The sequence below is a fragment of the Amycolatopsis sp. PS_44_ISF1 genome, assembly GCF_032335455.1.
Classification (GTDB): Bacteria; Actinomycetota; Actinomycetes; order Mycobacteriales; family Pseudonocardiaceae; genus Amycolatopsis.
This window is the reverse complement of record NZ_JANUXO010000002.1, coordinates 2,344,322-2,368,512: the sequence shown is the minus strand read 5'-3', so window position 1 is coordinate 2,368,512 and position 24,191 is coordinate 2,344,322. Positions and strand designations below refer to the sequence as shown.

Genomic DNA, 24,191 nt, shown 5'->3' with positions numbered 1-24,191 from the left:
GGGGGCGGGATGACCCGTCCGTAGCTACCCTCCATGACCAGCGCCGAACCTACCCTGTGGGGGGACGGTTACTCTCTCGTGGTGTCGAAGTTCCCGACCGTGGTGAAGAGGCTGGTCCTCGGGCGTCCGTTCCGCAGTGACCGGCTCGCCCACACGCTGCTGCCCAAGCGCATCGCGCTACCGATCTTCGCCTCCGACGCGCTCTCGAGCGTGGCCTACGCGCCGGAGGAGATCTTCCTGACCCTGAGCGTCGCCGGGCTGTCCGCCTACGCCTTCGCGCCGTGGATCGGCGTCGCTGTGGCGCTGGTCATGCTCGTGGTGGTCGCCTCCTACCGGCAGAACGTGCACGCCTATCCCAGCGGGGGTGGCGACTACGAGGTGGCCGGCACCAACCTGGGCGGCAAGTTCGGCCTGACCGTGGCCAGCGCGCTGCTGGTCGACTACATCCTCACCGTCGCGGTGTCCACCTCCTCCGGGGTCGCGAACATCGGCTCCGCCGTCCCGTGGGTGGCCCAGCACAAGGTGATCGCCTCGGTGGTGATCGTCGCCGTGCTGAGCGCGCTGAACCTGCGCGGGGTGCGCGAATCGGGCAAAGCGTTCGCCATCCCGACCTACGGCTTCATCGCCGGCATCATGATCATGGTGGTGTGGGGCCTGATCGAGGCCGCCACCGGCACGGACATGCGCGCGGAGAGCGCCGGGTTCCAGCTGCACTCCGAAGGCAGCTGGACCGGGTTCGCGTTCGTCTTCCTGATCCTGCGCTCGTTCTCCTCCGGCGCCGCGGCGCTGACCGGGGTCGAGGCGATCAGCAACGGCGTGCCCGCCTTCCGCAAGCCGAAGTCCAGGAACGCGGCCACCACGCTGCTGCTCATGGGCGTGCTCGCGGTGACCATGCTGGTCGGCATCATCACCCTGGCCATCATCACGAAGGTGAACTTCGCGGAGGACCCGGCCACGCAGCTGTCCGGGGCGGGCCCGGACTACCAGCAGAAGACGATCGTGGCGCAGATCGCGCAGGCGGTGTTCGCCGGCTTCCCGCCGGCGTTCTACTACATCTCCTTCTCCACCGGCATCATCCTGCTGCTGGCGGCCAACACGGCGTTCAACGGCTTCCCGGTGCTGGGCTCGATCCTGGCCCAGGACCGCTACCTGCCGCGGCAGCTGCACACCCGCGGCGACCGGCTGGCCTTCTCCAACGGCATCCTGTTCCTCGCGGCCTTCGCACTGATCCTGATCATCGCGTTCGACGCGGAGGTCACCCGGCTGATCCAGCTGTACATCGTCGGGGTGTTCGTCTCGTTCACGGTCAGCCAGGCGGGGATGATCCGGCACTGGAACCGGTTGCTGGCCAAGGAGACCGACCCCGCGGCGCGGCGGCGGATGCGGCGCTCGCAGACGGTGAACGCGGTCGGCCTGACCATGACCGGCGTGGTGCTGGTCATCGTGCTGATCACCAAGTTCCTGCTCGGCGCGTGGATCGCGATCGCCGCCATGGTGGCGATCTTCGTGCTGATGACGGCGATTCGGAAGCACTACGACCGGGTGGCCGAGGAGCTCAGGGAGATGGGCGAGGCGCCGACCGTGCTGCCCTCGCGCAACCACGCCATCGTGCTGGTCTCCAAGCTGCACCGGCCGACGCTGCGCGCGCTGGCCTACGCCAAGGCCATGCGCCCGGACGTGCTCGAAGCCGTGACGGTGAACGTCGACGACCTGGACACGCGCCGGCTCACCGCCGAGTGGGACGCGCACAAGTTCAAGGTGCCGCTGAAGGTCGTGGAATCGCCCTACCGCGAGATCACGAAGCCGGTGCTGGACTACGTCAAGCGCGTGCGCGGCGACAACCCGCGCCACGTGGTCACCGTGTTCATCCCCGAGTACGTGGTCGGGCACTGGTGGGAGCAGGTGCTGCACAACCAGAGCGCGCTGCGGCTCAAGGGCCGGCTGCTGTTCCAGTCCGGGGTGATCGTGGCCAGCGTGCCCTGGCAGCTGGAGTCCTCGGCCAAGGCGGCCGCCCGCGTCCGGCGGGCCCGCCCGGCGGCCGGCTACGTCCGGCGTGGCTTCAACCCGGCCGCGGCCCGGGCCGCGGCCAAGCCCGCCCCGGCCCCCGTGGACCCACCCAAGGAACCGGCCGAATGACGGGCAACTGGCTCGGCCGCACCCTCGAGCTCGAGATCGGGCCGGTCGCGCACGGCGGGCACTGCGTGTCCCGGGTGGACGGACGGGTGGTGTTCGTCCGGCACGGACTGCCGGGCGAACGGGTGCGCGCCGAGGTGACCGAGGACAAGGGCGGCGCGTTCTGCCGCGCCGACGCGGTGGAGGTGCTCACCGGCTCGGCGCACCGGGTCGAGCCGCCGTGCCCGCTCGCGGCGCCCGGCGGCTGCGGCGGCTGCGACTGGCAGCACGCGGATCCGGCCTACCAGCGCTCGCTGAAGGCCGCCGTGGTGGCCGAGCAGTTGCAGCGGCTGGCCGGGATCTCGCGTGAAGTGGTCGTCGAACCCCTCGACGGCGGACCGCTGGGCTGGCGCAGCCGGGTCCGGCTCATCGCGGGCCGGGACGGGCGCGCCGGGCTGCGCGCGCACCACAGCCACCGCGTCGTCCCGCTCGACGACTGCCCGATCGCGGTGCCGGGCTCGCTCGACGGGGTGCCGGCCAAGCGCTGGCGCCCGGGCAGCGAGATCGAGGTGACCGCGGACGGCGAGGGCCGCCGGCACGTCCGCGAAGTGTCCACTGTGCACGGACGCACCCAGTCCCGTCAGCTCTCCGGCGGACTCGCGGCCCAGCACGCCGCGGGCCGCGACTGGCAGCTCGACGCCCACGGCTTCTGGCAGGTGCACCCGGCCGCGGCAGCCACCTTCGCCCAGCTCGTGGGCGACTGGGCGGAGGCCCCGCGCGGCGGGGTGGCCTGGGACCTCTACGCCGGCGTCGGGCTGTTCGCCTCGGTGCTGGCCGAGCAGGTCGGCCCCGACGGCCGGGTGCTGGCCGTGGAGTCCGGCCGCCGCGCGGTCGCCGACGGCGAGCGGAACCTGGCCGACCTGCCCCAGGTGAGCTGGCGCACCGGCCGGGTCGAGCACGTGGTGGCGGACGCGCCGCGGCCGGTGGACGTGGTGGTGCTGGACCCGCCGCGCAAGGGGGCCGGCCGGGCGGTGGTGGACGCGATCGTGGCGGGCTCACCGGACCGGATCGTCTACGTGGCTTGCGATCCGGCGGCGCTGGCCCGTGATGTGGCGACGTTCGCCGGGCACGGGTATTCGCTCTCGGACCTGCGCGCGTTCGACGCGTTCCCGATGACGCACCACGTGGAGTGCGTGGCGCTGCTCCAGTAGCGGGGTGGGGTTCCCCCGGGTCGTGAACGGGCGGCGGATCGGGACGGGCGAGGCAGTACCACCGCGGTACCACCGCAGTGGTGCCGCCTCGCCCGTCCCGATCGGGCCTTACCCGCGTCGCGCCGGTGGTGAGCCCGGCTGTGCGGTCGCGCGAGGCGTCCCGGCGCTGCCCGTGGTGGGCCATTCGGCCGGGCAGTGGGTGCCGGGGGCCGGGGTGCGGAGGGTGATCAGGTAGGTGTCGATCGCCGCGCGCGCACACGAGCTGAGGCGGTAGTCGCCGTGGCCGGTGCCGTCGTAGGTGAGCAGGGTGGACGTCGGCAGCTGGGCGGCCACGGACCGGGCCCACTGGTAGGGGGTGGCCACATCGTGGACGCTGTTGGTCATCAGGATCGGCGGTGCCTGGGTGACGTGGAGCCGGTGCTGGGGGTTGCTCACCCGGCCGCCCCAGCCCAGGCACTCGGTGAGCTGGGTGTAGAGCGGGCTGAGGCGGGTGTGCGGGGCGACGGTCTCGGACAGTTCGCGGTAGGAGGTCAGGGCCGCGAGGCTGTCGACCTCGTCCCACTTCCAGTCACCGCACCAGATCGGCAGTTCGCTGCGCGTCCCCGGTTCCGTCGACCGGGCCAGGGTGGTTCCGGGGTTGCCGTCGGCGATCGACTTGAGCCAGTCCGCCATCACGGCCCACCTCGCCGGGTCGTAGAGGTAGAACAGGACGGTGTCGCGGAGCTGGGAGACCGAGATGGGATAGCTGCTTCCGGGGTAGTTCAGCTTCCCCGCGGCCGCCTTGGCGTAGAGACCGTCCCAGAGGGCCAGCCCATCGCGGTCGTGCAGCGAGCAGGCGGCCGTGCGGCCGCACCAGGCCGTGAAATCGGTGAAGGAGTCTTCGAAGGCCAGGTTCTGCGGGGCGAGGAAACCCATGGTGTCCACGCTGTGGTCCATCACGGAGTCCAGGGCCAGTGCGCGCAGGTGCGAGCCGAACAACTCGGCGTACTGCTCGCCGATCTGGGTGCCGTAGGACCGTCCGTAGTAGCTGATCTTGTCCTCGCCCAGCGCCTGCCGCAGCGCGTCGACGTCCCGCACCACGCTGGTCGTGTCCGCGTGGTCCGCCAGGGGGCCGCTGTACTGCCGGCAGCTGCGGCCCAGGCGGTCGTTGTGGTCGATCAGGCCGCGGTAGACCGGCCCGGTCTCCGGGTAGAAGTCGACCCAGTCGTTGAGCACGACGTCGTCGCAGGTCAGCGCGGCGCTGCGGGACACCCCGCGCGGGTCGAACCCGATGACGTCGAAGGCGTCGGTGAGGGACGGCGACAGGGCGTGGTCCTCGACGATGTCGGTCGCGAAGTCGACGCCCGAGCCGCCCGGCCCGCCGGGGTCGACCAGCAGCACGCCCTTGCGCTGCTCGGGTTTGGCCGCCTTCCCCCGGATGATGGCGATCGGGGTCGCCGGCCCGGCCGGCGCGCTCCAGTCGATCGGCATCGGCACGGTCGCGCAGTCCAGCGCCGGATGCCCTTCGCACGGCTGCCACTGGATCGGCGAAGCCGGGCGAGCCACCGCCGCGGCGGTCCCCGGGGTCGCCGCCACGGCCGGGGTGGCCGCGCCGGCGAGGACCAGTGCCGCGCCCACCACCACCGTTGTGCCGGTTGGTCGTCTCATGTCGTCCCTTCGGTCCGGACTGCCCTGTGCCCCCGATGACGCCCGGCTCCGGTGAGGGTTGCCCCGGTTGACCGTCGATCGGGTGAATTGGCCCATTGAGACCATTCCGCGAGTGACACACCGGACGGCCCTGTTTCAGCGGTTCCCCTCGACGAACGCGGTGAGCGCGGCGATGACGGCTTCGGGTTGTTCTTCCGGGATGTAGTGGCCCGAGTCCGGCACGACGATCCCGGTCACGTGCTGCGCCCACGGCCGCAGAGAGGCGGCCATGTCGGGGATCGAGCCGTGGTCGGCGGAGATGCCGAGCACCGGCAAGCTCAGCGGACGGCCGGTCAGGGCCGCGTGGTTCTCGCGGGCCGATTCGGCGGTGTGCCGGTAGTAGGCCAGGCCGGCGCGGAGCCCGCCCTCGGCGCCGAGCGCCGCGGCGTACCCGTTGATTTCGGCGTCGTCGAAAGTGCCGGGGGAGAAGGACTTCGTCTTCAGGAACCAGGAGACGTACTCGCTTTCGCGGCCCGTGAGCAGGGCTTCGGGCAGGTCGGGCACGAGGTGGAAGGCGAAGTGCCAGGTCTTCCACACCTGGCCGGGGTCGAGCGGGACCGACTCGGGCAGCGTGATGCCCGGGATGCCGGCGTCGAGCAGGGCGAGACCGCGCAGCCGGCTTTCGTGCCTGGCGGCCAGGGAGAAGGCGACCCACGCGCCGATGTCGTGGGCGGCGAGCCAGTACTCCGAGACCCCCAGCGCCGCCACCGCGGCCTGCACGCGCGCGGCGGCCGTGTGCGTGTCGTAGCCGGCGTCCGGGCGTTCGGAATGGCCCTGGCCCGGCAGGTCGATCGCCAGGACGCGGAACCGGCGGGCCAGGCCGGGCAGCACCTTCCGCCAGGCCCACCAGGTCTGCGGGAACCCGGCCAGCAGCACGACGGCCGGTCCGTCCGGCGTCCCGCCCGTCACGGCGTGCAGCCGGACCCCGGCCGCATCGGGCCAGTGGTGGGTGAAGCCGGGCAGGTCGGACAGCGGTAGTCCGGGGATCGGATGGGCCACGGGAGCCTCCCTTGTCTTGAACTGATCGTTCCAAGATAGACTGGACCGGAGGAGGCACGACGTGGCGGGTAGGAAGCAGTTCGACATCGAAGGGGCGCTCGACGCCGCGATGACCCAGTTCTGGCGGGCCGGGTACGCCGACAGCTCGGTCGACGACCTGTGCCGGGCCACCGGGCTCAACCGCAGCTCGCTCTACGCCACCTTCGGCGACAAGGATTCGCTCTTCCGGCGTTGCCTGGAGCGCTATGTCGAGCGCTACGGCGAAAGCTACGATGCCGCGCTGTCCTCGGCCGGGGGGCCGGTCGAGGCCGTACGGGCGTTCTTCGAAGTCACCCTGGGCCGCATCGCGGACCCGGCCCTGCCCGACGGCTGCCTGATGACCCAGTCCGCTCTCGCGGTGCCCGGGCTCAGCCCGGAGGCGGCCCGGCGCGTGCGGGAAGCGGTGGACGCGCAGCGGAACCGGCTGTTCACCGCGCTGAAAGCGAATGGGCTGCCCGGCGCGGTCGCCGAGCCCTTCGCCCTCCACATCGCCGCGGTGAACCAGTCGCTGGCCGTGATGAGCCGGGCCGGCGTCGGCGCCCGGCAGTTGCGCGCCGTGATCGAGGTGACCCTCGACGCGCTCGGCGGCAGGACTTGACGGGGGTGATCACCGGGCGGGAGGGTGACCCGGGTGAAAGCAGCCGGGCGCGATGACCGGTCGCGCGCCGCGCGGCTGGCGGCTTACCGCGGCGTCTCCACGGCGCTGGCCCTGTGCAGTGATCTCGAGCTGCGCGACCTCGTGGACGCGGCCGAGCCCGTGGGCGCCGGTATCGGCGGGTCCACGGCGCTGCTGGACGTCGGCGGGACCCGGGTCTTCGTCAAGCGGGTGCCGCTGACCGGGCTGGAACGGCGGCCGGAGCACGTCCGGTCCACGGCCAACCTCTTCGGGCTGCCGGACTTCGCGCATTTCGGGGTGGGCGCCCTCGGCAGTCCGGGCTTCGGGGCCTGGCGGGAGCTGGCCGGGCACACCATGACGACGAACTGGGTGCTCGCGGGGGACCACGAGGGCTTCCCGCTGACCTACCACTGGCGGGTCCTGCCGCACCCCGGGCAGCCGCTGCCCGAGGAGCTGGCCGACGTGGAGCGGGCCGTCGGCTACTGGGGCGGCGGGCCGGCGGTGCGCCGGCGGATCGAGGCGGTGCGGGACTGCACGGCGAGCATCGTGCTGTTCCTGGAGCACCTTCCGCAGAACTTGCACGACTGGCTGGGCGGGCAGGTCGAGGCGGGCGGCGAGACGGCCGACCGGGCCTGCGCCATGGTCGTGCGGGAGCTGCGGGACGGGACCGCGTTCATGAACGACCGCGGCCTCCTGCACTTCGACCTCCACTTCCAGAACATCCTGACCGACGGTGAGCGGCTGTTCTTCGCCGACTACGGCCTGGCCATCTCCTCGGGGTTCGACCTGTCCGCGCCGGAAGCCGGCTTCTTCGCCGGGCACCAGAGCTACGACCGCTGTTACTCCCTCACCCATCTGGTGATCTGGCTGGCCACCGCGCTCTACGGGTACCGGGGGCAGGAGCGGGGCGCGTTCCTGCGCGCCTGCGCCGGAGGCGAGCGGCCGAAGGGGATTCCACCGCTCGCCGCGGCAATCCTCACCGAGTACGCACCGCTCGCCGTGGTGATGACGGACTTCTACCGCGAGTTCCAGGTGGGGAGCCGGCAGGTCCCCTACCCGGCCGAAGCGCTCAGCCGGATCGCCGCGCCGGGCCGCTCCTGGTGAAGCGCCCGCGCGGCGCTGCCGGTCGTGGTCATCGCGCCGCCGCCGAAGGGGCGAGGAGCCCGCGGCCGGTGGCTCAGATCCGGTCCGCCTTGACCAGGTCGGCGCACTTCTCGCCGATGGCCATGGTCGTGATGCACGGGTTGACCGCGACCAGGAACGGCATCACCGAAGCGTCGGCGACCCGCAGCCCGTCCACGCCGCGCACGCGCAGCCGCTCGTCCAGCACGGCGGCCGGGTCCGACTCCGGGCCCATCTTCACCGTGCCAGCGGGGTGGTAGACGGTGTTGTGGGTCTTGCGCAGGTAGTCGGCGATCTCGTCGTCGGTGGTGACGTCGCGCCCGGGGGAGAGCTCCGTGCCCGCCCACTCGTCCATCGCCGGCTGGGCCGCGATCGAGCGGGCCAGCCGCACCCCGTGGGTCATCACGCGCAGGTCGTGTTCGTCGCTGAAGTACCGCGGGTCCACGCGGGGCTTGTCGCGGAAGTCGCGGGTGCGGAGCCGGACCGTGCCGGTCGAGCGGCTGCGGGTGACGTTCGGGGTGAGGCAGAAGCCGTTCTCCGTCGTCGGGTAGCCGTGGCGGAGGGTGTTGAGGTCGAACGGCACCGAGCCGTAGTGGAACATCAGGTCCGGCCGGTCCAGTCCCGCCTCGGTGGTGGTGAAGATGCCGATCTCCCACCACTGCGTGGATTCGGTGACCATCGGCTGCAGCGCGTCCCACTGGACCAGCCCTTCGGGGTGGTCCTGCAGGTTCTCCCCGACCCCCGGGGCGTCCACCAGCACGTCCACCCCGACCTCGCGCAGGTGGGCGGCGGGCCCGATGCCCGAGAGCATCAGCAGCTTCGGCGAGTCGATCGCGCCCGAGCTGAGGATCACCTCGCGCCGCGCGGTGACCTTCGCGCTGTGGACCAGGTCCGGCGCCTGCAGTTCCACGCCCACGCAGCGCCGTCCGGAGAACAGCAGCCGCTTGGCCCGCGCGCCGGTGCGGACTTCGAGATTGGGCCGCCGGCCCAGGATCGGGTGCAGGTAGGAGACCGACGCCGAGGAGCGGGTGCCGTCCTCGCGCGCGTTGATCTGGAACCAGTTCGCGCCGTGGGTGACGGTCTTCCCGGAGTTGAACTCGGTGGTGGGGATGCCTTCCTGCGCGCAGGCGGCCAGCAGCGCGGCTCCCGCGGGGTCGCGCGGCGGCACCGAGCGGATGGTCACCGGCCCGGAGCGGCCGTGGTGCTCGCCCGGACCGTCGTTGGTCTCGAGGCGCTGGTAGAGCGGGAAGACCTCGGCCGCCGACCAGCCGGGCAGGCCGAGTGCGGCCCATTCGTCGAGGTCCTCGGCCGGGGCCCAGAACGCGATGCACGAGTTGTGCGAGGAGCAGCCGCCGAGCACCCGGGCCCGGGCGTGGCGCAGGTAGGAGTTGCCCGACGGCTGCGGCTCCACCGGGTAGTCCCAGTCGTAGCCGGACTCCAGCAGCCCCATCCACCGGGTCAGCTCCAGGATGGCCGGGTCGTCCACATCGGACGGTCCCGCCTCCAGCAGGCAGACGGTCACGTCCGGGTCCTCCGAGAGCCGGGCCGCCACCACCGATCCCGCTGTGCCCCCGCCGACCACCACGTAGTCGAACTCATTCACCGGAAACCTCCTGATCGGATTGATCGGACTGGGCGGACTGGGACCGGGCGGGGACCGAGGCGTGGTCGGCCAGCACGCCGATCTTGTGGCGCTGGACGAACCAGTAGTAGGCGAACCCGCCGGCCGCGAACACGGCGACGAACAGCACCGAACTCCACCGCAGGTACCAGTGGAACGGCGGGGTGGCGTTGTAGATCTCGGTGCGCGGCCAGGCCAGGTTGACCGTCATGGCCAGGCCCCACAGCACCGCGAGCACGTTCACCGGCAGGCCCCAGCGGCCGAGGGAGAAGCGCCCGGCCGGCGCGTCCCGGCGCGGCCACCCGCCGCGCAGCCGCTGGACCAGCATCGGGACCGTGACCAGCAGGTAGGCCACGTAGATCAGGATGATGGCCAGGCTGGTCACCGCGGAGAAGATCTGCGAGGAGTCGATGTTCACCAGCAGCAGCGCGACCGCGATCACCCCGATCACGATCGCGGGCAGCACCGGCGTGCCGGTCTTCCGGTTGACCCGGGCCAGCCGCGAGCCGCCGGGCAGCGCGTTGTCCCGTGCCATGGCGAAGGCGATCCGGATCGCCGCGGTGTGCACCGCGAGCACGCACACGGTGATCGCGATGAAGACCACGAACAGGAAGATCCGCCCGATCGCCGGCCCGAGCGCGTCGGTCAGCACGTACTGCAGGCCGACCGTGCCGAGCTCCGGTGCGCGGAGGTCGCCCACCGCCATCAGCGCGAACAGGATGATCAGGCCGCCGAGCACGAACGAGGCCACCAGCGCCCGCATGATCGCCTTCGGCGCGTTGCGGTGCGGGTCCACCGACTCCTCGCCGAGCGAGGCCGCGGTGTCGAAGCCGTACATCACGTAGGACGAGGCGATGGCGGCGATCAGGAACGCACCGAGGTAGCCGCCCGCGTGGCCTTCGCCGGTGCCGTTGGTCTCGGTGACCACCCCCGGCCCGCGGACGAAGTGGAAGGCCAGGAAGACGACCAGCAGCACGGCGAAGAGCAGTTCGATGAACACGCCCGCGCTGTTGATCCGCGCCATCAGCTTCACCCCGAAGGCGTTCACCAGGGTGGTGAACACGATCAGCACCGTGGCCAGCAGCACGCCGTTGGCCGCGTCGCTGGTGCCCGAGCCGTCGCCGACGAACTGGAAGAACGAGGTGATCTGCGGCAGCGTCCGCTGGTAGGCCAGCGCGGTCGCGGAGATCGAGACGATCGAGGCGAGCAGCATCATCCAGCCCGCCAGCCAGGCCACGTGGGCGTTGCCGAGCTTCTTGGCCCAGTTGTAGACCGAGCCGGCGACCGGGTAGTGCGCGGCCAGTTCGGCGAAGCTCAGCGCGACCATCAGCTGGCCCGCGAAGACCATCGGCCACGACCACCAGTAGGCCGGCCCGCCCTCGGACAGGCCCAGGTAGGAGAGCTGGAACACCCCGGTCAGCACCGAGATGTAGCTGATCCCCGCGGCGAAGGTGTGGAAGCTGCCCAGCGTCCGCTTGAGCTGGTTGGTGTAGCCGAACTCGTTGAGCTCGCTGTCGCCGGTTTCGGCGCTCACGGCACTGGTCCTTTCGGTGGGTCTCGATCGGACTACCGGGGCCGGCGTCCTCAGCCGGAGAACCAGCGCTGCGGGCCGGGGCGCAGGTTCTGGTAGATGTGCTTGACCTCGGTGTACTCGGCCAGCCCGGCCGGGCCCAGCTCGCGGCCGAAGCCGGACTGCTTGTAGCCGCCCCACTCGGCCTGCGGCAGGTACGGGTGGTAGTCGTTGATCCACACCGTGCCGTGGCGCAGCCGGTTGGCCACCCGCTGGGCGCGCGCGGCGTCGGTGGTGAACACGCCGCCGGCCAGGCCGTAGTGGGTGTCGTTGGCGATCCGGACCGCGTCGTCCTCGTCGGTGAAGGTCTCGACGGTCAGCACCGGCCCGAAGGACTCCTCGACCACGGCGGTGCTGCCCTGGGCCACGTGGTCCAGGATGGTCGGCAGGTAGTAGAAGCCGTCCTGCAGCTCCGGCGCGTCCGGCCGCCGGCCCCCGGTGCGCAGCACGGCGCCCTCGGAGATCGCGGTGGCCACGTACTGCTCCACCTTCTCGCGGTGCGCGGCGGAGATCAGCGGGCCGGTCTCGGCGCGCTCGTCGAACGGGCCGCCCAGGCGGATCCGCTCGGCCCGGCGGACCAGCTCGTCGACGAAGCGGTCGTGCCACTCCTGCTGCACGATCAGCCGCGCGCCGGCCGAGCAGACCTGGCCGGAGTGCAGGAACACCGCGGTCAGCGCGTAGTCCACGGCGGTCTCGAAGTCCGCGTCGGCGAACACCACGTTCGGGTTCTTCCCGCCCAGCTCCAGCGCGACCTTCTTCACCGTGGCGGCGGCGGTGGCGGCGATCACCCGGCCGGTGGCCAGCCCGCCGGTGAAGGAGACCAGGTCGACGTCCGGGTGCTCGGACAGCGGCGCGCCCGCCTCCGGGCCCGCGCCGAGCACCAGGTTGGCCACGCCCGCGGGCAGCCCGGCCTCGCTGAGCAGCTTCATCAGCATGATCGAGGTGTGCGGGGTCAGCTCGCTGGGCTTGAGCACGAAGGTGTTGCCCGCGGCCAGGGCCGGCGCGACCTTCCAGCTGGTCTGCAGCAGCGGGTAGTTCCACGGCGTGATCAGCCCGCACACGCCGACCGGCTCGTGCACGATCCGGCTGAACGAGTCCGCGCTGCCGGTGTCGACCACGCGCCCGGCGCCGTTGGCCGCGAGCTTGCCGAAGTAGCGCAGGCAGGCGGCGATGTCGGCCAGGTCGTACCGGCTCTCCACCAGGCGCTTGCCGGTGTCGAGCGATTCGGCGCGGGCGAACGCCTCGGCGTCGCGGTCGAGCAGCGCGGCCGTGCGCAGCAGCAGGTCGCCGCGCTCGGCGGCGTCGGTGGCGGGCCAGGGACCGGTGTCGAAGGCCCGGCGGGCAGCGGCGATGGCCGCCTCGGTGTCCACGCGGCCGGCCTCGTCGACCGTCGCGACCAGGGATCCGTCCGCCGGGCACCGGATCTCGCGCCGGCCTCCCCCCTTCGCGTCCACCCATTCGCCACCGATGTACAAGTCCGCCATGAGGTCCTCTCGGGCTCGGTTCCGACGACCGGATTATCGCGGCCACGCGGGGTGACCGCGAGTCGGCCGGGGGCTCCGGGCCCGCCACACGACCGGGCGGTTGCGCCCGGGCCGGCCCTGTGATCCCGGACGCGGGCGGCCGGACCGTGGTGGCGGTCGTCCGTAGACTGGCCGGAACGCGGCGGAGCGAAGGGAATCAGGCGAGGTGGAACGGTGACGATGCTGGACTCGGTGCACGGACCGGGCGATCTGAAGCGGCTGGGAGTCGAGGACCTCGAAGAGCTGGCCGCCGAGATCAGGGACTTCCTGGTGGACAAGGTGCGGCGCTCCGGCGGCCACCTGGGCCCGAACCTCGGGGTCGTGGAGCTCACCCTGGCGCTGCACCGCGTGTTCGACTCGCCACGCGACGCGATCGTCTGGGACGTCGGTCACCAGGCCTACGTGCACAAGATCGTGACCGGGCGGCACGCGGAGTTCGACCGGCTGCGCCAGCTCGGCGGCCCGACCGGCTACCCGTCGCGGGCCGAGAGCGAGCACGACCTGGTGGAGAACAGCCACGCGTCCACCGCGCTGTCCTATGTGGACGGCCTGGCCAAGGCGTTCGAGCTGTCCGGCGGGCCGGTCCGCCACGCCGTCGCGGTGGTCGGCGACGGCGCGCTGACCGGCGGCATGTGCTGGGAGGCGCTCAACAACATCGCGGCCAACCGGGAGCGCCCGGTGGTGATCGTGATCAACGACAACGGCCGGTCCTACTCGCCGACCATCGGCGGGCTCGCCGACCACCTGGCCGCGCTGCGGCTGCAGCCGGGTTACGAGCGGCTGCTCGACGGCGGCCGCGAGATCCTGCGCCGCACCCCGGTGGTGGGCAAGCCGATCTACGCCGCGCTGCACGCCGCGAAGGCCGGGCTCAAGGACGCGCTGGCCCCGCAGGCGATGTTCTCCGACCTCGGCCTGAAGTACTTCGGCCCGGTGGACGGGCACGACCTGGTGGCGCTGGAGAAGGCGTTCCAGGGCGCCCGCGCGTTCGGCGGCTCGGTGATCGTGCACGTGGTGACCGAGAAGGGCCACGGCTACGCCCCCGCGGTGAACCACCAGGCCGACCAGATGCACCAGACCGACCCGATCGACCCGGAGACCGGCCTGCCGCCGGCCAAGGGCCCGAGCTGGACCGGGGTGTTCGGCGAGGAGCTGGCCGAGATCGGCGCCGAGCGCGAGGACGTGGTCGCGATCACCGCGGCGATGCTGCGCTCGACCGGGCTGGAGAAGTTCGCCGAGCGGTTCCCGGACCGCTGGTTCGACGTCGGCATCGCCGAGCAGCACGCGGTCACCTCGGCCGCCGGACTGGCCATGGGCGGCTACCACCCGGTGGTGGCGGTCTACTCCACCTTCCTCAACCGCGCGTTCGACCAGGTGCTGATGGACGTGGCGCTGCACCGCCAGCCGGTGACGCTGGTGCTGGACCGGGCCGGCATCACCGGCCCGGACGGGCCGAGCCACCACGGCATGTGGGACCTCTCGCTGCTGGGCCTGGTGCCCGGCATGCGCGTGGCCGCCCCGCGCGATCCCGGCACCCTGCGCGAAGAACTGCGCGAGGCGGTGTCCATTCAGGACGGTCCGACCGCGCTGCGGTTCTCGAAGGGCACGGTGGGCCCGGACGTGCCCGCGCTGGAGCGGATCGGCCCGGTCGACGTGCTGCGCCGGCCGAGCGAGGCCAACACCCCGGATGTGCTGCTGGTCGCCGTGGGCGCGTTCGCCGAGCTGGGCCTGCAGGTCGCGGACCGGCTGGCCGACCAGGGCATCGGCGTGACCGTGGCCGATCCGCGCTGGGTGCTGCCGGTGCCGGCGGAGCTGGTGGCGCTGGCCGAGCAGCACCGGCTCGTGGTGACGGTGGAGGACAGTGGCCGTCACGGCGGGTTCGGCTCGGCGCTGGCCGCCCTCCTGCGTGACGCCGAATGCGACGTGCCGCTGCGGGACCTGGCCGTGCCCCAGGACTTCCACCAGCACGGCTCGCGCGCCCAGGTGCTCGAACGGGTCGGCCTGACCGCCCAGGACGTGGCCCGCCGGATCACCGAGTGGGCCGCCGGGCGGCTGGGCTCCGGGGTGGCCGCGACGGCGGGAGAACGACCGCGGGCCTGAGCTTCGCGGGTTGGGCGAAAAGGCGGTGGCGGGTCCGTTCCGGGTCCGCCACCGCCTTTTCCCGGCCCGGTCATCGTCCCGGCCGATGACAGTGATCCGGCCGGGACGGTTTCCGTTCCCCGGTGGCCGCGCAGAATCGGCAGGAGAAGGTTTCCGACGGTCGAAAGGTGATGCGGATGGCACAGATCAGCAGGCGGAACGCACTGGGGGCCGGGGCCGGGATCGCCGCGGCCACCGCGCTCGGGGCCGCGGCCCCGGCGGCCGCGGACGCCGAGCCGGCGCCTTCCCCCGCTTCGCCGGGGGAAGGCCGGCACCCGCACCTGTTCTCCCTGGCGAAGTCCGCCCCGGCCACCTACCACGGCGGCACCCTGCGCGGGGCCACCGAGCACACCTTCCCGGTCCTGTCCGGCCAGCAGGGCTCGGTCTACCTGATCCACCTGGACCCGGGCGGTGTGCGGGAGCCGCACTGGCACCCGACCGCGTGGGAGCTGAACTACGTCCTCTCCGGGCGGGCGGAGTGGAGCATCCTCGGCACGCACCCGGACGGCAGCTACCACAACGACGTGTTCACCGCGGAGCAGGGCGAGCTGGTGTTCGCGCCGCAGGGGTTCTTCCACTACTTCGCCAACCCCAGCGACACCGAGGGCCTCGACGTGCTGGCCCTGTTCAACACCAGCGCCGCCGAGCCGAACGACGACATCGGCATCGTCGGCACGCTGAACTCCCTGCCGCGGGAGATCCTGGCCGCGTCGTTCGGGATCCCGGTGTCGGCCTTCGACCGCGTGCCCCGGGACCTCAAGCCGGTGGTGATCACCCGGCGCCCCTAGGCCGTGTTTCCCAGGTTAGTGGGCCGGGCCACAGTTCGTGTCTGCGCGGGCACGGTGAGTGGTATCCCGGAGGAGTGATCGACCCGGTGCTGCTGCGCACTTTCCTCTCGGTGTCGGAGGCGGGCGGCTTCAGCGAGGCCGCCCGCCGCCTCGGCCTGGGTCAGTCGACGGTGAGCCAGCAGGTCCGGCGGCTGGAGGACCTGGTCGGCTGCGTGCTGTTCGAGCGCGACACGCACAGCGTGCGGCTGACCGGGGACGGCGAGACGATGACCGGCTTCGCCCGCGGCATCCTCGACCAGCAGGACCGCGCGTTGCGGTACTTCGCCCGGCCCGGACTGCGCGGCCGGGTCCGCTTCGGCGTCTGCGAAGACTTCCTGGTGGGCCAGGCCGCGGACGTGCTGGGCCGGTTCCGCGGCGCGCACCCGGACGTCGACCTCGAACTGTCGGTGGAGCTGAGCGAGGTGCTGCACGCCCGGCTGGCCGAAGGGGACCTGGACCTGGTGCTGGCCAAGCGCGACACCGGCCGGGGCGTCCGGCGGGACCCGTTGGTCTGGGTGGGCGCGCCGGGCCTGGAGCCGGCGCCGGGCGAGCCGCTGCCGCTGGTGCTCTACCCGGAGCCCAGCGTCACCCGGGCCCGGGCACTGTCCACCCTGCGCCGCCACGGGATCCAGTGGCGGATCGGCTGCGTCAGCGAACGGCTCAGCGGCCTGCGGGTCGCGGTGCAGGCGGGCCTCGGGGTGGGTCTGTTCGCGGCCTCGGTCGTGCCCGAGGGGCTGGTGCCGGTCGAGGGCCTGCCGGACCCGGGCGCGGTCACCTTCGTGCTGAGCCACCGGGGATCGGCCCGGCGGGAGTCGGCCACCGCGCTGGCCGAGGCGATCCTGTCGGCTCGGTGGAGCCTCGCGGGGCGCACGCCGCCCGAGGCTCCGGGAGCACCTTCGCCACTGCCGGATCCATCACTGCCGCGAGACACGGCGTCACGGGCGAAATGAGCCGTGCACGCGGAAGCTCGGCCCGCAGGACACCACGGCGGGCGCGAAGGGCAATCCCGGCCCGGCGCGGGTTGAGCCGGTGACGAACATCGGTGCGGTCAGCGGGTGCCGCACCGGTCGGCTCCAGCGATCCTCCGGGCCGGGTTTCAGTACCTTCGGCGAAGTTCAGGACGTGGGTCGCGGCCGCTCCGGGTGGGTCGGGGCGAACATCTTCAGCACGGCCGGCAGCACGACCACCGACGGGCCCGGGGTGCGCAGGGCCGCGGCCAGATCGGCGCCGACGGAGGCCAAGGAGGACCGCCGGGCGGGCACGCCGAACGACTCGGCCAGCGCGACGAAGTCCGGTCGCGGCAGCTCGGTGGCGGTGGTCCGGCCGAAGGCGCCGGTCAGGTACTCGCGCAGGATGCCGTAGCCGCCGTCGTCGACCACCAGCCAGGTCACGTCGAGGCGGTGCTGCACGGCGGTGGCCAGCTCGGCCAGCCCGTACATCGCGCCGCCGTCGCCGGAGACGCCGAGCGCCGGCACCCCGGAGGCCGCGGCGCCCAGGGCGCCCGGCAGTCCGTAGCCGAGGCCGCCCGCGCTGTGGGCGGTGTGGATCGGCGCGCCGTCCGCGTCCCACGCCGACCACGCCCAGTACGCGGCGATGGTCATGTCCCAGAACGTCTGCGTGCCCGGGGGCAGGGCCGCGCGGATGTCGGCCACCAGCTTGCGCTCGGCCACCAGCGGCTGACCGTCCAATCGCGACTCGACCCGGGCCAGCAGCGCCCCGGCCGCGGCCTCGGCCCGGCCGTCGGAACGCCGCATCGGCACCTGCTCCAGCAGCGCGGCCAGGGTGAGCCGGACGTCGGCGTGCAGGCCCAGCGCCGGGTAGTTCGACTCCAGCTTGCCCAGGTCGGCCTCGACCTGGATCAGCCGCCCGCGCGGGGCGAACCCGCGGTAGTTGCTGGACAGCTCGCCGAGCCCGGAGCCCAGCACCAGCAGCACGTCGGCGGCGGCCAGGAATTCCGTGGTGTGCCAGTCCTCCAGCCAGGACCGGCCGGAGAGCTCGTGGCCGGAGGGGAAGACGCCGTTGCCGCCGAAAGTCGACACCACCGGCGCCCGCAACGCCTCCGCCAGCGCCTTCAGCTCGGCGTGCGCGCCGGAACGCAGCGCGCCGCCGCCGGCCAGGATCACCGGGTTCTCCGCCGCCGCCAGCAGGCGCGCGGCTTCGTCGACCAGCTCCGGCACCGGCGGCAGCGGTACCGGCGCGGCGGTCACGGAAGTCAGCGGCGGCAGCGAAACCGGCGCCAGCAGCACGTCCTGCGGGATCTCCACCCACACCGGCCCGTACGGCACGGTGGCCGCCGAGGTCCAGGCCTCGCGCAGCGCGGTCGGGAGCTGGCTCGCCGCGCGGACCACGTGCACGGACTTCACCACGTCACGGAAGCTGGCCTGCTGGTCGGGCAGCTCGTGCAGGTAGCCGTGCCGCCCGCCGCCGAGCCCGGCGACCGGGACCTGGCTGGAGATCCCCAGCACCGGCACCGAGGCCGCGCGCGACTCCTGCAGCGAGGCCAGGGTGAGCAGCGCGCCGGGGCCGGTGGAGACGATCAGCGGCGTCACCGGGACCGGCCCCCCGGGCTCGGCCGCGAGCCGCGCGCGGGCGTGCCCGTCCGCGGCGAAGGCTAGGTTGTTCTCCACCCGCGAGCTGACCACCCGCAGGTCGCCGGCGCGGCGCAGCGCTTCGAACAGGCCCAGCGCGTGCTGCCCGGGCAGGCCGAACACCGTGTCGGCGCCGAGCGCGCGCAGCGTCTCGACGACGAGGTCGCCGCCGATGCGGGTCACGCGTCCCGCCCCAGGGCCAGCAGGCTGACCAGGTCGTAGGCCACGTGCGAGGCGGCGACGGCGGTGATCTCGGCGTGGTCGTAGGCCGGGGCCAGCTCGACCACGTCGGCGCCGACCAGGTTCGATCCGCGCAGCCCGCGCAGGATCTCCAGCAGCTCACGGCTGGTCAGGCCACCCGCTTCGGGCGTTCCGGTGCCGGGCGCGTGCGCGGGGTCGAGCACGTCGATGTCCACCGAGACGTAGAGCGGGCGGTCGCCGATCCGCTGGCGCAGCGCGTCGACCGTCTCGTCGACACCACGGCGCAACACGTCGCCGGAGGTGACGATGCCGAAGCCGAGCCGCCGGTCGTCTTCGAGGTCTCGCTTGCCGTACAGCGGACCGCGCGTGCCGACGTGCGAAAGCGCGCTCGTGTCGAGGATGCCCTCCTCGACGGCGCGGCGGAACGGCGTGCCGTGGGTGTAGGGCTCGCCGAAGTAGGTGTCCCAGGTGTCGAGGTGCGCGTCGAAGTGAAGCAGCGCAACGGGTCCGTGCTTCTTCGCGGCCGCGCGCAGCAGCGGCAGGGCGATGGTGTGGTCACCGCCGACCGTCACCAGCCGAGTGCTTCCCGCCGTCAGCGCTTCGGCTTCCTGCTGAAGCTTCTCGATGGCTTCGCCGATGTTGAACGGGTTCACCGCGATGTCCCCGGCGTCCACCACCTGCTTCTCGGCGAAGGGGGAGACGTCGAGCGCCGGGTGGTACGGCCGGAGCAGCCGGCTCGCTTCGCGCACGGCCGAAGGGCCGAAGCGGGCGCCGGGCCGGTACGAGACCCCGGAGTCGAACGGCACGCCGACCACGGCGACGTCGGCGCGCTCCACCTCATCGATCCGCGGCAGCCGCGCGAAGGTGGCGAATCCGGCGAAGCGGGGGATCCGCGACGAGTCGAGCGGTCCGATCGGGGGCTGGTCGGTCTGGTCGGGCACGGTGGTCACTCCTGGTTCTGCGGTTTCCTGGTACTAGGGCAGGGGTTCAGGTTTCGACGGCCGCGGGGGTGCCCACGGCCGCTTCCTCCTCCTCGGTGGCCGCGGAGCCGTTCAGGCGCTGCGTCCAGACCGAGAGGATGCTCTGGGGGGTGCGGGGCGTGGCCAGGCTGACCAGGACGTACACCGCGGCGCCGGCGCCGAGACCCCAGTAGATCGGGCTGGTGGCGGCGACCCCGTCGATGATCATGAACGCGATCACGGACACCGTCCCGGCGACCATCGACGCGTACGCGCCCTGACGGGTGCCGCGCCGCCAGAACAGCGCGCCGAGGATCGCCACCAGCAGGCCGCCGACGAGGATGTCGTAGGCGATGGTGAGCGCGTTCACCACGTCGTCCACCACCATCGCGATGCCGATGGCGAGGAGGCCGAGGACCAGCGTGGTGATCCGGTTGCGCAGCACCTCGCCCGCCTTGAGCCCGGTCCTGCGCAGCAGGTCCGACGTCGTGGTGGTGGCGCAGGCGATCAGCGCGCCGCTGGAGGTGGACATCAGGGCGGACAGCGCGGCGGCCAGCACCAGCCCGCGGACGCCGGTGGGCAGCAGCCGTTCGGCGATGGTGGCGAACGCGTCCTGCGCGCTGCCGAGATCGGGGTACAGCACCTTCGCCGCGGTGCCGATGAGCGCGCCGGCGACGCCGTAGACCAGGCAGTAGACGCCCGAGGCGATGCCGCCGCCGGTGGCCACCTCCGGCGTGCGCGCGGTGAACACGCGCTGCCAGATGTCCTGGCCGATGAGCAGGCCGAAGGTGTAGATCAGGAAGTAGGTGAAGATCGTCTGCCCGCCGATGGCGGTGAACTCGAAGTAGCTCGCGTCGAGCTTGGCCGCCATGCCCTCGAAGCCGCCCGCGGAGGTGATCGCGATCGGCAGCAGCACGAACAGGATGCCGACGGTCTTGATCACGAACTGCGCGATGTCGGTCAGCGTGATCGACCACATGCCGCCCAGCACCGAGTAGAGCACCACGATGGAACCGCCGACGGCGATGCCCGCCCAGCCCGGGATCGAGAACAGCACCTTGAAGATCGAGGCGAAGGCCAGCGTCGAGGTGACCGTGAGCATCAGCGTGTAGCCCCACATCACCACCCCGGACACGGCGCTGGTGCGGCCGCCGTAGCGCAGGTCGAGCATCTCGCCGACGGTGTACACCCGCAGCCGCACCAGCCGCCGGGCGAACACCGCGTGCAGCACCAGGATGCCGGCGCCGATGGCGAGCACCAGCCAGGCGCCCGAGACGCCGTAGGTGAACCCCAGCTTCACCCCGCCGACCGTGGACGCGCCGCCGAGCACCACGGCCGACATGGTGCCGGAGTACATGAACCAGCCCAGCCGCCGTCCCGCGACCAGGTAGTCGGACTTGGTCCTGGCCAGCCGCAGGCCGATCCAGCCGACGCCGATCATGCCCGCGATGTACAGCGCGATCACCGCGTAGTCGCCGCCCACGGTGCGCCTCCTCGTCCTCGGCCGGTGTTCCGGTCACCGTAGGTTCGGTGATCACCCCGGCGGCATGGGACGATCGGTCCAGAAACTCCCGAAGGCCAGGACGAAATGACTCAGAACCTCGATCCGCCCTCCGCCGAGGTGAACATCCCGTTACGGGCCGTGGCCGGCCACCCGGAGCTGGCGCTGGACGTCGTGCACGAGACGCTGCGGCCGGGCGCGCTCGACGCACCGGTGCGGTGGGCGCACGTCAGCGAGCTGGACGACCCCGCGCCGTACCTGCTCGGCGCGGAACTGGTGCTCACCGCCGGGGTGAACCTGCCGCGCGGGCCGGCCCGAGCCGAGCGGTACGTCCGCGGGCTGCGCGAAGCGGGCGTGACGGCGCTGGGCTTCGGCCTCACCCCCACGGTGCACGAAACGCTGCCGGAGCCGTTGCGCGCCGCGTGCGCGCGTCACGGGCTGCCGCTGCTGGTGGTTCCGCCGCGGACGCCGTTCCTCGCGATCAGCCGGGCCGTGGCCGTCGCGCTGGCCGAAGCGGGCCGGCGCGAGCAGCGCCGGGTGGCGGCGGCACGGGAGGCGCTGACCCGCGCGGCGGGCGGCGGTCTCGGCGAGCTGGTGGCGGCGCTGGGGGAACGGCTTCAGGGCTGGGTGGCACTGGTCGGCCCGTCGGACGCGTTGGTCGCCGGGTACCGGGCGCCCCAGCCGTTGCCGTCGGAGGCCCGTGAGCTGCTCGAAACGGTGCGCGCGGGCAGCGGCATCCGCAGCGCGACCACGGAGCTGCCGGACGGCACGTACGTCGTCGCGCAGCCGGTGTACCCGCAAGCCACCGCCGCGAACCTGCTGGTGCTGGGCCGGCGGCGGCGGTCCGCCGGCGGCGACCGCGCGGTCCTCGCCGTCGGCGCCGCGCTGCTCGGGCTGGTCGGCCGCGCGGGGACGGACACCGCGGAGCTGGGCGCGGCCGCCACCGGGCTGCTGCTCGGCCAGGACGGCTCGGAGGTGCTGGTGAAGCTGCTGGGCGGCGCGGAATGCCGGCTCGTCGCCGGGGTGGCCTACCGGCGCGGCCCGGACGAGACGGCGCGGCGCCACGACTGGCTGCGCGCCCGGCTCGACACCCCGCTCGTGCAGGTGCGGCCCGGGCCGCGGTTCCTCGCCATCGCGGGCGCCGAGCCGGCCGACCTGGGCGGGCTGCGCGAGCACGGCTGGCTCGCCGTGGCGGGCTCGCCCGTCGCCGGGGCCTCGCTGCTGCCCGGCGCCGTCGCGGAGGCCGAGCTGCTGCTCGCCCGCGCGCGGGCGCTGGAACGCCCCGTGGTGGCGGACGCCCCGGACTTCGACGCGCTCGTCGCCCCTGGGGCCGGCGAAGCGTACGCCACGCGTCTGCTGGCCCCGCTGCGCGAACTGGACCGCGCACCGGACCGCCACCTGGTCCCGACCCTGCGCGCCTGGCTCGCCCACCACGGCGGCTGGGACCGCACCGCGGCCGAGCTCGGGGTGCACCGCAACAGCGTCCGGCACCGGATCGGGCAGGCCGAGCGGGCCCTGGGCGTCGACCTGGCCGACCCGGAGACGCGCATGCGGCTGTGGTTCGCGCTGCGCTGGGGCTGAGCGGGGCGGCCACGCCGGGGGCCGGGTGTCCATTCCGGTCTCTCAGGCGCTCTCAGGAAACTGTGGGATTGTGGTGTCGTGCGTGTTCTGGTAGTCGAAGACGAAGAGCCCTTGGCCGACGCGATCGCCCGCGGGCTGCGTCGTGAGGGCATGGCGGTGGACGTCGCGCTGACCGGCGACGACGGGCACGAGAAGTCGTCCGTCACGCGGTACGACGTGATCCTGCTCGACCGGGACCTGCCCGGGATGTCCGGCGACGAGCTGTGCCGGGAGATCGTCGCGTCCGGCGAGCTGACCCGGGTGCTGATGCTGACCGCGAGCAGCTCCGTCTCCGACCGGGTGGACGGGCTGTCCCTCGGCGCCGACGACTACCTCGCCAAGCCCTTCGCCTTCCCCGAGCTGGTGGCTCGGGTGCGCGCGCTCGGCCGGCGCGCGACCCCGGCGGCGCCGCCGCTGCTGACCGCGGCCGACGTCGAGCTGGACCCGGCCAAGCGCACCGTGCGCCGGGCCGGGGGCCCGGTCGAGCTGACCCGCAAGGAGTTCGGCGTGCTCGAGGTGCTGCTGTCCGCGGCGGGCTCGGTGGTCAGCAGCGAGGAACTGCTGGAGCGGGTGTGGGACGAGAACGCCGACCCGTTCACCACGACCGTGCGGGTCACCGTGATGACCCTGCGGAAGAAGCTGGGCGAGCCGGGCGTGATCGAGACCGTGGTCGGCTCGGGGTACCGGGTGCCGGATCCGGCGGCCGGCGCCGAGTGAACCTGCCCGGGACACGCAGCCTGCGGGCCCGGGTCACGATCCTGGCCACCGTGCTGGTGGCCGCGGCCGGGCTGCTGCTGCTCTGGCTGGCCTGGTCGCTGGTCGGCGACGCGGTGTCCGCCGTGCCGCACCTGCCGCCCGGCACGATCGTGCGGGTGGACGGGGTCGACGTCGACGCCTCCACCCTCGCCGAGCACCTGCGCGGCCACGCGGTGAACCGGGTGCTCGTGTTCGGCTCGCTGTCCTTCTGCTTCGTGGTGGCCGCGGCCGCGATCCTGGCCTGGACCTTCACCTCCCGCGTGCTGCTGCCGCTGCGCGAGATCACCGGCACCGCCCGGCGGCTGTCTGTGGAGTCGATGGGGGAGCGGATCGGCGGGATCCGCTCGCGCGACGAGCTGGCCGAGCTGGCCCGCACCTTCGACGACATGCTCGACCGGCTGCAGGCGGCGTTCGACGCGCAGCGGCACTTCGTCGCGAACGCCAGCCACGAGCTGCGCACCCCGCTGTCGGTGATCCGCACCGAGCTGGACGTGACCCTGTCCGACGAGCAGGCCGACGAGGCCGAGCTGCGCCGCATGGGCGGGGTGGTCCGCGACGCCACCGACCGGGCCGGGCAGCTGGTGAACTCGCTGCTGCTGCTGGCCCGCACCGACGGCGCCGGGCTCGTGGTGCGCGAGCAGGTCGACCTCGCCGTGCTGGTCGAGCGGGCCTGGGCCGCGGTGCGCGCCGAGGCCGCGGCCCGCGCCCTGCGCGCGGACTTCCGGGTGGCCGGCGCCCCGGCCTACGGCGATCCCGCGCTGCTGGAGCGGATCGCGGGCAACCTGGTGGAGAACGCCGTGCGCCACAACGTCGACGGCGGCTGGCTCGAAGTCCACACCCAGCCCGGTCCGCAGTGGTCGCTGCTGCGGGTGCGCTCCTCGGGCGGGCTGCTGGACCCGGGGGCGGTGCCGGAGCTGTTCGAGCCGTTCCGCCGCGCCGGCGTCGCCCGAACGGCCCGCACCGGTGCGGGCCTCGGCCTCTCCATCGTCCGCGCGGCGGTCCAGGCCCACGGCGGCACGGTCACCGCCGAACCGGTGGTGGGCGGCGGGCTGACGGTGGCGGTGCACCTGCCGGCCGGCCCGGGCGTAGCGCAGATGTAGCACA

General features: G+C 73.0%; 18 protein-coding genes. 10 read left to right on the top strand and 8 right to left on the bottom strand.

Features of this window, described 5'->3' with window-relative positions; translation table 11 throughout:
* Window positions 1–81: 81 nt before the first annotated feature.
* Window positions 82–2,136, top strand: a complete 2,055-nt coding sequence (locus NYF13_RS24740; protein WP_315660030.1) for an APC family permease — start codon at window positions 82–84, stop codon at window positions 2,134–2,136.
* Complete coding sequence (locus NYF13_RS24735; RefSeq protein ID WP_315660029.1) at window positions 2,133–3,323, top strand: class I SAM-dependent RNA methyltransferase; 1,191 nt, start codon at window positions 2,133–2,135, stop codon at window positions 3,321–3,323. Before NYF13_RS24740 ends, NYF13_RS24735 begins: the two co-directional genes overlap by 4 nt.
* A gap of 108 nt (window positions 3,324–3,431) precedes the next feature.
* Here NYF13_RS24735 and NYF13_RS24730 read toward each other — a convergent pair whose 3' ends face one another.
* Both NYF13_RS24730 and NYF13_RS24725 read right to left on the bottom strand, forming a co-directional pair.
* Window positions 3,432–4,970, bottom strand: coding sequence for an alpha/beta hydrolase (locus tag NYF13_RS24730; protein WP_315660028.1), 1,539 nt, complete (start codon window positions 4,968–4,970; stop codon window positions 3,432–3,434).
* Window positions 4,971–5,105: 135 nt separating this feature from the next.
* Entirely contained in the window at window positions 5,106–6,008 is a 903-nt protein-coding gene (locus NYF13_RS24725) for an alpha/beta hydrolase (protein ID WP_315660027.1), read from the bottom strand.
* A gap of 61 nt (window positions 6,009–6,069) precedes the next feature.
* Between NYF13_RS24725 and NYF13_RS24720 the strand changes: the two genes are divergently transcribed.
* Both NYF13_RS24720 and NYF13_RS24715 read left to right on the top strand, forming a co-directional pair.
* Entirely contained in the window at window positions 6,070–6,645 is a 576-nt protein-coding gene (locus tag NYF13_RS24720; protein ID WP_315660026.1) for a TetR/AcrR family transcriptional regulator, read from the top strand.
* A 33-nt stretch (window positions 6,646–6,678) separates the two neighbouring features.
* On the top strand, window positions 6,679–7,767 hold the full coding sequence (locus tag NYF13_RS24715; RefSeq protein ID WP_315660025.1) for a hypothetical protein: 1,089 nt from the start codon (window positions 6,679–6,681) through the stop codon (window positions 7,765–7,767).
* A 73-nt stretch (window positions 7,768–7,840) separates the two neighbouring features.
* Here the strand turns inward: NYF13_RS24715 and NYF13_RS24710 are convergent, their stop codons facing one another.
* The 3 genes from NYF13_RS24710 to NYF13_RS24700 are packed head-to-tail and all read right to left on the bottom strand — an operon-like array spanning window position 7,841 to window position 12,460.
* A complete protein-coding gene (locus NYF13_RS24710) occupies window positions 7,841–9,388 on the bottom strand; it encodes a GMC family oxidoreductase N-terminal domain-containing protein (protein ID WP_315660024.1) in 1,548 nt (515 codons plus the stop codon).
* On the bottom strand, window positions 9,381–10,940 hold the full coding sequence (locus NYF13_RS24705) for an amino acid permease (RefSeq protein WP_315660023.1): 1,560 nt from the start codon (window positions 10,938–10,940) through the stop codon (window positions 9,381–9,383). The genes NYF13_RS24710 and NYF13_RS24705 overlap by 8 nt, the downstream gene beginning before the upstream one ends.
* Before the next feature lie 50 nt (window positions 10,941–10,990).
* A complete protein-coding gene (locus tag NYF13_RS24700; protein ID WP_315660022.1) occupies window positions 10,991–12,460 on the bottom strand; it encodes an aldehyde dehydrogenase family protein in 1,470 nt (489 codons plus the stop codon).
* Between the two features lie 213 nt (window positions 12,461–12,673).
* Here NYF13_RS24700 and dxs point away from each other — a divergent pair, with 213 nt between their 5' ends.
* From dxs to NYF13_RS24685, 3 genes are all read left to right on the top strand, one after another.
* Window positions 12,674–14,596, top strand: coding sequence for a 1-deoxy-D-xylulose-5-phosphate synthase (dxs, locus tag NYF13_RS24695; protein WP_315660021.1), 1,923 nt, complete (start codon window positions 12,674–12,676; stop codon window positions 14,594–14,596).
* A gap of 176 nt (window positions 14,597–14,772) precedes the next feature.
* Entirely contained in the window at window positions 14,773–15,423 is a 651-nt protein-coding gene (locus NYF13_RS24690) for a cupin domain-containing protein (RefSeq protein ID WP_315660020.1), read from the top strand.
* A gap of 74 nt (window positions 15,424–15,497) precedes the next feature.
* Window positions 15,498–16,412: a LysR substrate-binding domain-containing protein gene (locus NYF13_RS24685; RefSeq protein ID WP_315660019.1), complete on the top strand. Its 915-nt coding sequence runs from the start codon at window positions 15,498–15,500 to the stop codon at window positions 16,410–16,412.
* Between the two features lie 165 nt (window positions 16,413–16,577).
* Here the strand turns inward: NYF13_RS24685 and NYF13_RS24680 are convergent, their stop codons facing one another.
* Genes NYF13_RS24680 through NYF13_RS24670 form a run of 3 tightly spaced genes read right to left on the bottom strand, consistent with a single transcriptional unit; the run spans window position 16,578 to window position 20,693 of the window.
* Window positions 16,578–18,233, bottom strand: a complete 1,656-nt coding sequence (locus NYF13_RS24680; RefSeq protein ID WP_315660018.1) for a thiamine pyrophosphate-binding protein — start codon at window positions 18,231–18,233, stop codon at window positions 16,578–16,580.
* Window positions 18,230–19,192 (bottom strand): agmatinase, encoded by a 963-nt coding sequence (speB, locus tag NYF13_RS24675; RefSeq protein WP_315660017.1) that lies wholly within the window; start codon window positions 19,190–19,192, stop codon window positions 18,230–18,232. Before speB ends, NYF13_RS24680 begins: the two co-directional genes overlap by 4 nt.
* Window positions 19,193–19,238: 46 nt before the next feature.
* Window positions 19,239–20,693, bottom strand: coding sequence for a sodium:solute symporter (locus NYF13_RS24670; protein ID WP_315660015.1), 1,455 nt, complete (start codon window positions 20,691–20,693; stop codon window positions 19,239–19,241).
* A 105-nt stretch (window positions 20,694–20,798) separates the two neighbouring features.
* Between NYF13_RS24670 and NYF13_RS24665 the strand changes: the two genes are divergently transcribed.
* From NYF13_RS24665 to NYF13_RS24655, 3 genes are all read left to right on the top strand, one after another.
* Window positions 20,799–22,292 carry a PucR family transcriptional regulator gene (locus tag NYF13_RS24665; protein ID WP_315660014.1) on the top strand — a complete coding sequence of 498 codons (1,494 nt, stop codon included), beginning with the start codon at window positions 20,799–20,801 and terminating at the stop codon, window positions 22,290–22,292.
* Between the two features lie 78 nt (window positions 22,293–22,370).
* Complete coding sequence (locus NYF13_RS24660; RefSeq protein WP_315660013.1) at window positions 22,371–23,048, top strand: response regulator transcription factor; 678 nt, start codon at window positions 22,371–22,373, stop codon at window positions 23,046–23,048.
* Window positions 23,045–24,187, top strand: a complete 1,143-nt coding sequence (locus tag NYF13_RS24655; RefSeq protein WP_315660012.1) for a HAMP domain-containing sensor histidine kinase — start codon at window positions 23,045–23,047, stop codon at window positions 24,185–24,187. The genes NYF13_RS24660 and NYF13_RS24655 overlap by 4 nt, the downstream gene beginning before the upstream one ends.
* The last annotated feature ends 4 nt before the right edge of the window (window positions 24,188–24,191 follow it).